Consider the following 12849-nt stretch of genomic DNA (forward strand, 5'->3'; position numbering starts at 1 on the left):
CACACGCTATGCAGTTGTCGCACAATCGAATCCGAACGTTTATAACTGTCCGGGACAGTGCGGCATTCCGCCCACGATACCGAAAATGGGACGAAGTGACAGGTTATGGACCAACAGCTCCCACTCGGTGGGACGGAAGACGCCCGGCGGCCGTCCGCGAAATACCCGTGCGGCCAGGCACGTTGCCCGCACTGTGACCACACCCCTGCGCATCCTGCTGATCTCGGGCAGCACCCGGGACAGCTCCACCAATACCGCCGCGCTGCGCACCATCGCGGCCGGGGCCCCGGACGAGTTCGCGACGACGCTCTACGACGGCCTCGTCCAGCTGCCGCAGTTCGTCCCCGGCGATGAGCCCGCGCCCGCGCCCGTCGAGGCCCTGCGCAAGCAACTGGGCGATGCCGACGCCGTGCTCATCTGCACACCCGAATACGCGGGCATGATTCCCGGCAGCCTCAAGAACCTGCTCGAATGGACGGTCGGCACCGGGGATCTGGTGGACAAGCCGGTGGCGTGGATCAACGTGGCCTATCCCGGACGGGGCGAGGCGGCGATCGAAACCCTGTGCACCGTACTGGGTTACGTGAGCGCGGATATCGCCGAACCGGCCTGCGGGCGGATCACCGTACTGCGCGAACAGCTGGGCGTGGACGAGCTGGTGGCCGACGCCGAGGTGCGCGACCGGCTGGACGCGGTACTGCCCGCGCTGGCGGCGTACGTCCGCGCGAAGGCGGCCTGAACGACCGAAAGCGCTCCGCCGCAACCGGTATCACGGCGGCTCCCTTAAACGGGGAGCCGCCTTTTTCATACCCCCGGTGGGTATGAAATGAATCACGGCTCACGCCATTCCTTCCAGATACCCCCCATGGGTATACAAGAAGCCATCGAACTTTCGAAGGAGTGAGACCGTGTCCATCGCTACTCAGGCGCCACCGTCCTCGCGACGGTGGGCCGCCCTCGCCCTCATCGCCCTGGCCCAGTTCATGGTCATCATGGACACCTCGATCATCGGCGTCGCACTGCCGGAAATGCAGGGCGCGCTGGGGTTTTCGCAGGAGAACCTGAGCTGGGTGTTCAATGCCTACGTGGTGGTCTTCGGCGGACTGCTGCTGCTCGGCGGCAAACTGTCCGACATCCTCGGCGCTCGCCGGATATTCCAGACCGGCTGGGCGATCCTCGGCCTCGGATCGCTGCTGGCGGGCCTGGCCACCTCCGCCACGGTCGAATTGATCGGGCGCGGCATCCAGGGCGCGGGCGCGGCGCTCATCGCGCCCTCGGCGCTGACCCTGCTCATGATGCTGTTCGGCTCGAATCCCCGGGAGCTGACCAAGGCGTTCGCGGTTTACGGCGCGGCGGCGCCGGCCGGTGGCACCGCCGGGGTGTTCCTCGGCGGGCTGATCACCGAATACGCCTCGTGGCCCTGGGTTTTCTACATCAATATCCCGCTGGCCGTGCTGGCGCTGATCGCGGCACCCGCCCTGGTTCCCGGCGGCGCGCTCGCACCGCACGGTTCGGTGGACCTGCTCGGCGCGCTCACCGCCACCCTGGGACTCGGCGCGGCGGTGTTCGCCGTGGTCCGCGCATCGGAGGCGGGCTGGCTTTCCGGAACCACCTGGGGAGTGCTCGCGCTGGCCGCGGTGCTGCTGATCGCATTCCTGGCCATTCAGATTCGCCGTAGCGAACCGCTCATGCCGCTGTCGGTGTTCCGGTCCCCGAACCTGGGTGCGGCCAATCTGGCGCAGCTACTGCTGGGCGCGGCCTGGGTGCCCATGTGGTTCTTCCTGAACCTGTACCTGCAACAGGTGCTCGGCTATTCGGCGTTCCCGTCGGGTGCGGCGCTGCTGCCGATGACCGCGCTCATCATGGCGGGCATGGTGGCACTGTCACCGAAGTTGTTCGCGCGCTTCGGCGCTCGCACCATGATCGTCGCCGGACTGCTGATCCTGGCCGCCGGACTGGTGTGGCTGTCGTTCCTGCGCGCGGACGGGAGCTTCCTGGTGGATGTACTGCCGGGTTCGCTGGTCGCGGCGCTGGGCATGTCGCTGGCGTTCGTGCCGTCGCTGCAAACCGCCATCTCGGCCGCGCCGCCGGAGGAGGGCGGATTGGCCTCGGGCATCGTGAACACCGGTTATCAGATCGGCTCGGCACTGGGCCTGGCGGCGGTCACCGCCATCGCCTCCGCCGCCGGAGCCGAAAAGCTCGGCGACACACTGGCTCTCACCGACGGTTTCGCCGCGGCCTTCCGCGCCGCCGCACTCATCGCGGCGGTGGCGGCCGTGGCGGCGGTACTCACCTTCCGCCGCGCGGCGCGGTAACCGAACACACCGCGGTGGCGAGCCTGCTCGCCGCCGCGGTATCGCGTTGATCGCGCCCGGAGCGGACCGCGATCAGTCCTTCTTGGCGAGCCCGCCGTACGCGCCGGAGCGTTCCGGATTCTCGCCGATATCGGCGGGATCCTCCGGACGCCACAGCGGCAGCTGCACCAGGCCGGGTTCGAGCAGCGTCCAATCGCCGAAGTAGGCGGCGATCTCGTCCCGCCCGCGCAGCGTGATCTCGGTCGAGGTGCGGCCGGAGAGCTTCTGCGCGTCCAGCACCTCCTGCGGCTGGCCGTCCGCGGTGGCGTGGGTGATGGCGACGTAGCTGCCGGGCACGCAGGCATCGAGCAACTTCGCCACTGCCGCAGCGGGATCGGACTCGTCCGGAACGAAATGCAGTACACCCAAGAGCAATACGGCGATCGGACGCTCGAAGTCCAGTAGTTGCCGCACGTCCGGATTCGACAGGATCGAATCCGCTTGCGCCACATCGGCGTGAATGACGGTGGTGAGTGGATTGCCGTCCAGGATGGCCTGGCTGTGCGCCACCGCCACCGGATCGATATCGACGTAGACCACCCGGGCCTGCGGGTTCCGGGCCTGCGCCACCTCGTGCACATTGCCGACGGTGGGGATGCCCGAGCCCAGATCCAGGAACTGATCGATACCTGCATCGGTCAGCAGGCGCACCGCGCGGCGCAGCAGATCACGGTTGGCGCGCATGGTCTCGGCGACATTCGGGGTGAACTTCTCGATCATCTGCGCGAGTTCGCGGTCGATCTCGAAATTGTGCATTCCGCCGACGAAGTAGTCGTATACGCGGGAGGCGCTGGGGCGATCAAGATCGATGCCCTCCGGTGCCCAACTCGGTCTGGTCATCGATTCCTAGCCCCTCTCGAACCTGCTACCAATCGTGAAGCGCCGCAATGGTATATCACCCGGCGTCATGGGGGCGGGGTTCGCGGGAGCGGAGCTGCGGGACTACCATCGACCCTCATGGCGTCGGATCCCGGGGGTGGGCCGGAGCAGGGTGGCCCGCACGCCGAACTGGTCGATCAGTGGGTGGCCGCGCTCGACAGCGGAGCCCGCGATCACGTCGTGCCCATGAGTCGCGACGAGACGATCGCATTGCTGGCCCGGCTGGCCGAGCAGGTCGACGCCGCCGCGCGCAATGGCGAATCCACCGAACGGGTGGCCGAACTCGGCGCGGAGCTGGCGCGGGCGCACTTCGTCGGGGATGAGGTGCTGGGCCGCTGCGTCTCGGTATTGGACACGTATTTCGGTCGGGAGAAGGCGATTCCGGACGCGCGTGCCGCAGAGTTGCTGGGGGCCTTCACAACCGGCTACGTCCGCGCCTTCCGGCGCTGGCTGCTCACCGAGCAGGAAAGCGTGCGGGTGGCGGAGATGACCGCGCGATTACGCATGCAGGAACAACTGCGAGCCAGTGAGGCGCGATTCCGAGCGGTGTTCGCGCAGGCCGGGATTGGCACCGGATTGTCCGATATGACCGGACGCATCATCGAAGTGAACGCCGCTTTCGCGAATATGCTCGGCTACTCCCCCGCCGAGATGTGCGCCCTCGAGGTCACCGATCTGAGCCATCCCGACGACGATCCGGAAATGTGGCCGCTGTACGCGTCGGTACTGCGCGGGGATGTCGACAACGCGCAGCTGGAGAAGGCGTACCCGCACCGGGACGGGCGCACCGTGTGGACCAATATCAATGTCTCGCTGATCCGCGACGATCACGGTCAGCCGCAGTACACGCTGATTCTGGTGGAGGACATCTCCGAACGGCGCGCGCTGCGGGAACGACTGCACTATCGCGCGCACCACGATCAGCTGACCGGGCTGGCCAATCGCTCCCGATTCTTCGACGCGCTCACCGCCGCCTTCACCGATCCGGACAGCCGGGTCGGGCTCTGCTACGTGGATCTGGACCATTTCAAGGCCGTCAACGACACCTTCGGGCATGCCGTCGGCGATGAGCTGCTGGTGCAGGCCGCCGCGCGGCTGGACGCCTGCGCGGACGGCTTCGGGCAGCTGGTCGCGCGCATCGGCGGTGACGAATTCGTGGTGCTGGTACCGAATTCCACCGCCGAGGTGGATGAGATCGCGCGCTGCGTGCGCCTCGCCTTCACCCATCCGTTCGAGGTGCAGGGGCATCGGCTCACGGTCACCGCCAGCGTCGGCATCGCCGAGGAGTACGCGGCCCACACCACCGCCGACGACCTGTTACAGGCCGCGGACTATTCGATGTACTGGGCCAAGGCGGCGGGCCGCAGACGCCGCCGAACCGATACCGCCGCAGGGTGATTCGCCCGGCGAGCTAGAGGGCGTGGATGTCGGCCAGGACCCCGAAGGCGACGTCGGCGGCATCGGTGAGGGCGCGGATCTCACCGGCGGTGGCGTCGTGCAGGGCCGGATCCTCCAGGGCCAGGCCGTTTCCGAAGATCACGACGTTCGCGCCGAGGTCGGCCAGGACCAGCAGGGGTTTGGTGGCCACGCCCTTACCGACCAACAGGTCCAGGCCCTCGCCGACGAAGTAGAAGCGCCACAGCGGGCCGAGGTCGGCGTTGTAGACCGCCTTAGTGCGGTCCACGATGACATCGCCCGCGCCCGCGATGGCGGCGACGATCTTGAAGTAGTCTGCGGCGTTCTCCGGGCGGGTGCCGATCGCGGCGATGGAGTAGGACAGATCCACCGCGAGATGTGCGCTGTAGCCGGACATGGCCACCCGCGCGCCGGACAGCTCGCATTGCGCCGCCTGCGCGAAATAACGCGCCCAATGGGATTCCACCGCGCCGCCGGTGAATTCGGCGTGCAGGTTGTTCAGGTAGCGGCTCAGTAGCTCGAGGCTGATCGCATGGGCGTAATCGCGGTCCTGGAAGGCGGTGGGATCCTCCTGCAGGGGCATGACCGCGACCTGTTCCACCCCGTCCAGGCCGATGCCGAACAGTCCCCGGCGATCCCGGTGCTCGGTGAGGATCTCGGTGATCCGGTGGTTGCGCTGTACGGCGGTCTGCAACCGCTGCAACGCATCCCCGGTCAGGTCCGAAGTGTCCGATAGTCGACCGATTGTCCCGATTTCATCGGCGGAGAGCGGCGTTCCGCAGAATGCCGGCGCCACCTCCGTCGCACCGGCCACCGGCGTGCCGGAGAGGGCCACCGCGACGGCGGTAGTCGTAAGAAGAAGCCCGATCCGGGCGGAAGTCCACACGGCCAGGAAGTGTACGGACCGGTCTGACTACTTGCCCGGCACGCACCGCCGTGCCAACCCCCCTTGGCACGAAAACGGCCCGCGCGCACCGCACGCGGGCCGCGCTTGCCCGTCATCCCGGCGCGTCTTTGGCCGGGATCCACACTGCCGGCGAGATGCCCCGGATGTGGATCCCGGCCACAAGCACGCCGGGACGACGAAGCGCTATTCCGTGACGTCGGGGAAGGCCTGCTGGCGGTAGCCGCCGCGCAGGGTGCCCTCGACGTACGCGGTCTTGCAGGCGCGGCGGGCGATCTTGCCGCTGGAGGTGCGCGGGATGGAGCCCGCGGGGACGAGCAGCAGATCGCGGACCGTGACACCGTGCCGTTTGGCGATGGCGGTCCGCACCGCCTCGGCGATGGGCTCCGGTTCGAGTTTGGCCGCGCCGGTGCCGCGTTCGGCCACTATCACCAATTGCTCGGCATTGTCGCCGGGATCCAGGGTGAGCTTCATACCGTTCGGCGTGGCCGCCTCGACCGGCATCTGATTCGCCGAAACCGAGAATGCCGCAACGAATCCCGGGCGCAGCGCGGTGCTGGACTCCTGCGCGGAGTACTCCAGATCCTGCGGATAGTGATTGCGCCCGTCCACGATCACCAGATCCTTGACGCGGCCGGTGATGTAGAGCTCGCCGTCCAGGTACGAACCGAAGTCGCCGGTGCGCATCCAATCCGCGTCGTCATCCGCGCCCTCGGCGTGACTGCCTTGCGGCTGACGGACTTTGAGCCGATTGCGGAAGGTGGCCTCGGATTCCTCGGGGCGACCCCAATAGCCGATGCCCATGTTCTTGCCGTGCAGCCAGATCTCGCCGACCTCGCCCTCCGGCTTCTCCGCACCGGTCTCCGGATCGACGATCACCGCCCACTGCGACAGCGCCACATATCCGCAAGACACTTGGGACACAGCGTTTTCCGCGTCCGGGCTGACCTCGGTCATGCGCCCGGCATTGAGTTCGGTGCGGTCCACATAGACCACCCGCGCCTCATCCTCGCGCTTGGTCGCCGAGACGAACAGCGTCGCCTCCGCCATGCCGTAGCAGGGCTTGATCGCGGTCTTGGGCAGACCGTACGGCTCGAAGGCGTCGTTGAACTTCTTCATCGACGTCACCGATACCGGTTCGCTGCCGTTGATCAGGCCGATCACATTGGAGAGGTCGAGTTCCTCGCCCGGTTTGGGCAGACCGCGCGCAGCGGCGTGCTCGAACGCGAAATTCGGTGCGGCGGCGAAGATCTCGGCGCCGTCCTCCTGTGCGGCCAGCTCCTTGATCCAGCGGTAGGGGCGGCGCACGAAGGCACTGGGCGACATGATGGTGATGAACTTGCCGCCGATGGTCGGCAGGATGACCGTCAACAGGCCCATATCGTGGAACAGCGGTAACCAGGTGACGCCGCGCGCTTTCTCGGTGATACCAACGGTATTGATCACCTGCAGCAGGTTGGTGCCCACCGCCCGGTGCGTGATCTCCACACCGGCGGGCGTGCGGGTGGAACCGGAGGTGTACTGCAGGTACGCGACGCTGTCGATATTGATGTCCGGGCGCACCCAGGCGCTGCCGACGCTGTCCGGAATCGCCTCCACCGCAATGATTCGCGGTCGTTTCGGCGCGGGCAGATCCCGGAAGATCTCGCGCACACCGGGTGCGGAAGCGCCGATCGTCAGGATGGCCGCGGGCTGACAGTCGTCGAGCACCGCGTGCAACCGATCCGAATGACCCTGCTCATCCGGGTCGAACAGCGGCACCGCAATGCATCCCGCGTATACCGCCGCGTACATGGCCACGATGTAGTCCAAGCCCTGCGGTGCCAGGATGGCGACTCGATCGCCCGGCTGCGTCACCTGCTGCAGCCGGGCTGCCACCGCGCGCAACCGGACGCCGAACTCGTTCCAGGTCAGCTCGAAATACTCACCGTCGCGTTCGCGGGAGTAGTCGACATAGCGGTAGGCGAGCTCATCCCCTTGCGCCGCAGAGTGCTTGTCGACCAGGTCGATCATGGTCTGGTTGCTCGGCATCTGAATATTGCCGCGTTCGTCCAGATAGTCATCAATGGTCTCGCCGATCATTCCCTATCCTTTTTCAACTCACAGAAATGACTGTGCAGTGACACCGAACAAGAATCGACACCGAAGCCCGAGAAGTAGCTGGGGCTGGGGAAGACTAGCAGGTGTCCATGATGCACGTCACTCAGTACCGGCCGAAGGCCAGGGCTACGTTGTGGCCGCCGAAACCGAACGAGTTGTTCAGCGCGTACTCGTAGGTGCCGGTGCGCGCCGAACCGGCGACCACGTCAAGGTCGATTTCCGGGTCCAAATTGTCCAAATTCAAGGTGGGCGGGATGATTCCGTCACGCACGCTGAGCACGGTGAGCACCGATTCCAGCGCACCCACGGCACCGATGGAATGACCCAGCGCGGACTTCGGCGCGTAGACAGCTGCGTGGTTGCCGACGGCCTGGTAGATGGCGTTCGCCTCGGCCGTATCGCCGATCGGGGTGGCGGTGGCGTGCGCATTGATATGCGACACATCGGATTTGGAGATACCGGCGTGTTCCATGGCGCGACTCATGGCGCGGGCGGCTCCGGTGCCCTCCGGATCGGGGGCGACGAGGTGGAAACCGTCGGATGTGATGCCCGCGCCCATGATTCGGGCGTGGATCTTCGCGCCGCGGGCCAGCGCGTGCTCCTCGGTTTCGATGATCATGAGCGCGCCCGCCTCACCGAAGACGAAACCGTCGCGGTCGCGGTCGAAGGGGCGCGAAGCGGCCTTCGGATCGTGATTGCGAGTGCTCATGGCGCGCATCATGGAGAAGCCCGCGATGGGCAGCGCCTGGATGGAACCTTCCACGCCGCCGGTGATCATCATGTCGGCATCGCCCATGACGATTTTCTGCCAGGCGTTCGCGATGGCCTCCGAACCGGACGAACAAGCCGAAACAGGCGTTGTCACACCGGCCCTCGCGCCCAGCTCCACACTGACCACGGCCGCCGGACCGTTCGGCATGATGGTCTGCACGGTCAGCGGCGAGACCTTGCGGTAGCCGCCGCTGGAGAGTTTGTCGCGCGCGATGATCAGCATTTCCGCACCGCCCAGACCGGTGCCGATGGCGACGCCGAGGCGATCGCCGTCCACCTCCGGGCTGCCCGCGTTGCGCCACACCTCGCGGCCCAGCACCAGCGCCATCTGCTCGACGTACGAGGTGCGACGGCATTCGTCGCGCTCGAGGACGGAGGTCGGCGACACCTTCAGATGTCCGCCGATGCGCACGGGCAGGCCGAAATCGTCGAGGAAACTGTCCTCGAGAACGTCGATGCCGCTCTCGCCGTTGAGTAGGCCCTTCCAGGTCGAATCGACGTCACCGGCAATGGAGGTGGTGGCCGCCAAGCTGGTGACCACGACGTTCGGGAACTTCCTTTTAGGCGTCTGCATGATCGTTCACTCTCCGTAGCAATGCTCCGGCGAACCAGATTTCGATCCGCGTGGGCTGTCAAGGACTGGTAGCAACTAGCGAACGCACCCGGCCGGTTGACACTTCGGCGGGGGATGAAGCCAATCTCCGGCGAACTGGGCTAGATTATCCGAGGCGAAGCCGACCAGTCTCTTTGACCGACACGCGGACATCCCCGGAACTCTCCCCGGCGGCGTCTTCCCCGCGGCGGCGATCGCCAGATCTCAAGCGCTTTCTACTGCATCATTCCGCAGCGCATTGCCATTTCGAGGGAGGCACACGACGGTGGCCAGGAATCTCACGCAGCTCGAGATGCTCATCGAGCTGGAGCCGATCGCCGAAGCGAACGTGAATAGGCATCTATCCATGGCCAAGGACTGGCATCCGCACGACTACGTGCCGTGGGATGCGGGTCGCAACTTTGCAGCAATGGGCGGTAAGGATTGGGATCCGGAGGAGTCGCAGCTCAGCGAGGTCGCCAAGGCCGCGATGATCACCAATCTTCTCACCGAGGACAATCTTCCCAGTTACCACAGGGAAATCTCGGAGAACTTCTCCATGGACGGTCCGTGGGGCACCTGGGTGGGCCGCTGGACCGCCGAGGAGAACCGGCACGGCATCGTACTGCGCGATTACCTCGTGGTGACCCGCGGCGTCGATCCGGAGGCGCTCGAACACGCCCGGATGATCCACATGACCAATGGCTACAGCGCCACCCAGATCGCGCGGAAACGCATTGGCAGCAACGCCATTCCGGCCGCTGCCGGATTTATGGCTTCCGTCGCCTATGTCACTTTTCAGGAATTAGCGACCCGCGTTTCGCATCGCAATACCGGCAAAGTTTGCAATGACCCCATAGCGGACAGGATGCTGCAGCGCATCGCCGCCGACGAAAACCTGCACATGATCTTCTACCGCAACCTGTGCGGCGCGGCCCTGGACCTGTCCCCCGATCAGTCCATGGAAGCCATCACGCACATGATCCGCAATTTCGAGATGCCGGGCGCGGGCATGCCCAATTTCCGCCGCAATGGCGTCCTCATGGCCAAACACGGCATCTACGACCTCCGCCAGCACCTGGAGGAGGTCCTCATGCCCGTCCTGAAGAAGTGGAACATCTTCGAACGCACCGATTTCGGCGCGCACGGCGACCAACTCCGCAATGAGCTCGGCGACTATCTCGACAAGCTCCGCAAGGACGTCGTCAAGTTCGAGGAACAGCGCGACCGCTCCCTCGCCCGCGACGCCGAACGGGCCGAAAAACAGGCCGCCCTGCTCGTCGGCTGACCTCACCACCCAGCGCCGCCCCGGAACCCGTTCCGCGGCGGCGCTTTTCATTGCAGCCGGTGGATCAGAACAGCGTCATGGGATCGGTCGGGATGGGATCGGGTAGCGGCTCCAGATCCGGGAGGTGGGTGGCGACCTCGGCGTGGAAGCGGCGCGCCAGCGTGCGCGAGGAGGCGTTGTCCGGGGTATGAATGAAAACCGTTGGGGACCGGCCCTCTCGGAGCCAGGCCACGGTCTGCTCCACCCAAGGTTCCCAGCCCGCGACGGTGGCGGCGGTGTCATCGCGGCCGTGATAGCGCACCATCGGGAATTCGGTGAGGGCCTTGGTGCGCCGGAGCAGGCGGGGCTTCTTGGACTGGGCCTCGTGTTCGGCGGCGGAGATGGGGCCCGCGGCGAACAGGACGGTGGTGTCGAAGGGGATCCATTCGGCAGCGGCGGCCGTCAGCACGGCCTCCAATTGCGCTATGGCTCTCGGGTTTTCGAAGAAAGCGGGGTGGCGGACCTCCACCGCGGCGCGATAGTGCGGGGGCAGGCCTTCGAGAAGGTTGGACAGGGCCTTCAAATCGGTGAAGGAGGCGGGGAGTTGGATCCACAGGGCATGCAGGCGGCGGCCGAGGGGTTCGATGGCGTCCAGGAAGAGATTCATATCGTTGTCGATGCCGGACAGGCGGCGGTCGTGGGTCACCGTGCGCGGTAGCTTCATGACGAAGCGGAAGTCGGGATCGGTTTGGCGGGACCAGGATTCGACGGTACGGCGCTGGGGGGTGGCGTAGAAGGTGGTGTTGCCCTCGACCGCGTTGCACCAGGAGGCGTAGGTGCGCAGGCGCTCCGCCGGGGGAAGTGGGCGTTCCTGCCATTCCGGGTGTGTCCACATCGCGCATCCCACGTACAACCGCATATCTGCCACGTTAGGTCAAGGGCTTCTTGGGGCGCAGCCAACCGAAGGTAAGCTCGACCGCTCGCCGCCAGTTGTCGTATTCGTCGGCACGCAGGGCGGGGTCCATGCGCGGCACCCACTGCGCCGCCACGCGCCAGTTGTGGCGCAGGCCTTCGAGATCCGGCCAATAACCGACCGCCAGGCCTGCCGCGTAGGCCGCGCCGAGCGAGACGGTCTCGGAGACTATGGGGCGCATGACCGGTATGTCGAGAACATCGGCGACTATCTGCATCAAGAGGTTGTCGGAGGTCATTCCGCCCGCCACCCGGAGCGAGTCGGCGCGCAGTCCGGCATCGGCGTTCATGGCCTCGACCACATCCCGGGTCTGCCACGCGGTGGCCTCCAGCACGGCTCGGGCTATGTGCCCCTTGGTGATATAGGACGTGAGACCGATGAGCAGACCGCGCGCGTCACTGCGCCAGTGCGGGGCGTAAAGCCCCGAGAACGCGGGCACCAGATAGCAGCCCCCGTTGTCTTGGACTGTGCCCGCGAGGGTTTCGATCTCCGGGGCGCTGGCGATGAGCCCGATATTGTCGCGCAGCCACTGCACCAGCGAACCCGTCACCGCGATCGGGCCCTCCAGCGCGTACACCGGATCCGGGCCGATCTGATAGCCGATGGTGGTGAGCAGGCCGTGCTGCGAGCGCACCAGTTCGCGGCCGGTGTTCATGAGCAGGAATCCGCCTGTGCCATAGGTGCATTCGAGCTCTCCCGGCGCGAAACAGGTCTGCCCGAACAGCGCCGCGTGCTGATCGCCGAGCGCGGCGGCGATGCGCACGCCCGGAATCACCCGGCGGGCCACCCCGAAATCACCGGTGGACGGTTCGATGCGCGGCAGCATCGCCTTCGGGATATCGAAGAATCGCAACAGCTCGTCATCCCAGGCCAGGGTGGCCAGATTCATCAGCAGCGTGCGCCCGGCATTGGTCACATCGGTGACGTGCACGCCGTGATCCGCACCGCCGGTGAGATTCCAGATGAGCCAGGTCTCCATGGTGCCGAACAGCACCTCACCGCGCTCGGCCCGCTCGCGCAGACCCGATACGTTGTCGAGCATCCAGCGCAACCGGGGCGCGGCGAAATAGGTGGCCAGCGGCAGTCCGCACAGTTCCCGAATCGGTTCCGCGCCAGGAGTTTCCCGCAGCTCCGATACCAGTTCCTCGGTGCGCACATCCTGCCAGACGATGGCTCGGCCGATGGGCGTGCCGGTGCGCCGATCCCACACCACCGTGGTCTCGCGCTGATTCGCGATGCCCAGCGCCGCCACCTGATCCACCGTGATACCCGAATCCCGCAGTGCGGCAGGCACAACCCGCTCCACGGTCTTCCAGATCTCCAGCGCGTCCTGCTCGACCCACCCGGGCCGGGGATAGTGCTGCCGATGCTCGCGCTGCGCCACCCCCGCCAACCGCGCCCGCTGATCGAACAGGATGCAGCGGGTGGAGGTGGTGCCCTGATCGATCGCCAGCACATAGCGCTGTGTCATCTGCGAGGCCACCCTTCGTCATCCCGGCATGCTTTTGGCCGGGATCCACACCGACTGCACTCCAACGTGTTTCGATGGATCCCGGCCAAAAGCGCGCCGGGATGACGGGAGCGTCCCACATC

The 12849-nt window shown here is 66.2% G+C and carries 10 protein-coding genes; 4 read left to right on the forward strand and 6 right to left on the reverse strand.

Annotated features, from left to right (window positions below; all coding sequences use genetic code 11):
- Positions 1–193: 193 nt before the first annotated feature.
- Both ACFVUS_RS41995 and ACFVUS_RS42000 read left to right on the forward strand, forming a co-directional pair.
- On the forward strand, positions 194–739 hold the full coding sequence (locus tag ACFVUS_RS41995) for an NADPH-dependent FMN reductase (protein WP_387780531.1): 546 nt from the start codon (positions 194–196) through the stop codon (positions 737–739).
- A 175-nt stretch (positions 740–914) separates the two neighbouring features.
- Positions 915–2315, forward strand: a complete 1401-nt coding sequence (locus tag ACFVUS_RS42000; protein ID WP_387780792.1) for an MFS transporter — start codon at positions 915–917, stop codon at positions 2313–2315.
- A 72-nt stretch (positions 2316–2387) separates the two neighbouring features.
- Here the strand turns inward: ACFVUS_RS42000 and ACFVUS_RS42005 are convergent, their stop codons facing one another.
- Positions 2388–3194 carry an SAM-dependent methyltransferase gene (locus ACFVUS_RS42005; RefSeq protein WP_387780534.1) on the reverse strand — a complete coding sequence of 269 codons (807 nt, stop codon included), beginning with the start codon at positions 3192–3194 and terminating at the stop codon, positions 2388–2390.
- A gap of 117 nt (positions 3195–3311) precedes the next feature.
- Between ACFVUS_RS42005 and ACFVUS_RS42010 the strand changes: the two genes are divergently transcribed.
- Positions 3312–4631 (forward strand): diguanylate cyclase domain-containing protein, encoded by a 1320-nt coding sequence (locus tag ACFVUS_RS42010; RefSeq protein WP_387780537.1) that lies wholly within the window; start codon positions 3312–3314, stop codon positions 4629–4631.
- A 13-nt stretch (positions 4632–4644) separates the two neighbouring features.
- Here ACFVUS_RS42010 and ACFVUS_RS42015 read toward each other — a convergent pair whose 3' ends face one another.
- The 3 genes from ACFVUS_RS42015 to ACFVUS_RS42025 all read right to left on the reverse strand — a co-directional run bounded on the left by ACFVUS_RS42015 (position 4645) and on the right by ACFVUS_RS42025 (position 8998).
- Entirely contained in the window at positions 4645–5535 is an 891-nt protein-coding gene (locus tag ACFVUS_RS42015) for a DUF5995 family protein (RefSeq protein ID WP_387780540.1), read from the reverse strand.
- 204 nt (positions 5536–5739) lie between these two features.
- Positions 5740–7632, reverse strand: a complete 1893-nt coding sequence (fadD32, locus tag ACFVUS_RS42020) for a long-chain-fatty-acid--AMP ligase FadD32 (RefSeq protein ID WP_387780795.1) — start codon at positions 7630–7632, stop codon at positions 5740–5742.
- A gap of 124 nt (positions 7633–7756) precedes the next feature.
- A complete protein-coding gene (locus ACFVUS_RS42025; protein ID WP_387780543.1) occupies positions 7757–8998 on the reverse strand; it encodes a KasA/KasB family beta-ketoacyl-ACP synthase in 1242 nt (413 codons plus the stop codon).
- 304 nt (positions 8999–9302) lie between these two features.
- On the opposite strand from ACFVUS_RS42025, the gene ACFVUS_RS42030 reads away from it, so the two are divergent.
- Positions 9303–10304, forward strand: a complete 1002-nt coding sequence (locus ACFVUS_RS42030) for an acyl-ACP desaturase (RefSeq protein ID WP_387780546.1) — start codon at positions 9303–9305, stop codon at positions 10302–10304.
- A 64-nt stretch (positions 10305–10368) separates the two neighbouring features.
- On the opposite strand, the gene ACFVUS_RS42035 is transcribed toward ACFVUS_RS42030, so the two are convergent.
- Entirely contained in the window at positions 10369–11202 is an 834-nt protein-coding gene (locus tag ACFVUS_RS42035; protein ID WP_387780549.1) for a DUF72 domain-containing protein, read from the reverse strand.
- A gap of 10 nt (positions 11203–11212) precedes the next feature.
- Entirely contained in the window at positions 11213–12727 is a 1515-nt protein-coding gene (gene glpK, locus ACFVUS_RS42040) for a glycerol kinase GlpK (RefSeq protein WP_387780552.1), read from the reverse strand.
- Positions 12728–12849 lie beyond the last annotated feature (122 nt).

It is taken from the genome of Nocardia sp. NPDC058058 (genome assembly GCF_042885355.1).
Taxonomy (GTDB): Bacteria; Actinomycetota; Actinomycetes; order Mycobacteriales; family Mycobacteriaceae; genus Nocardia.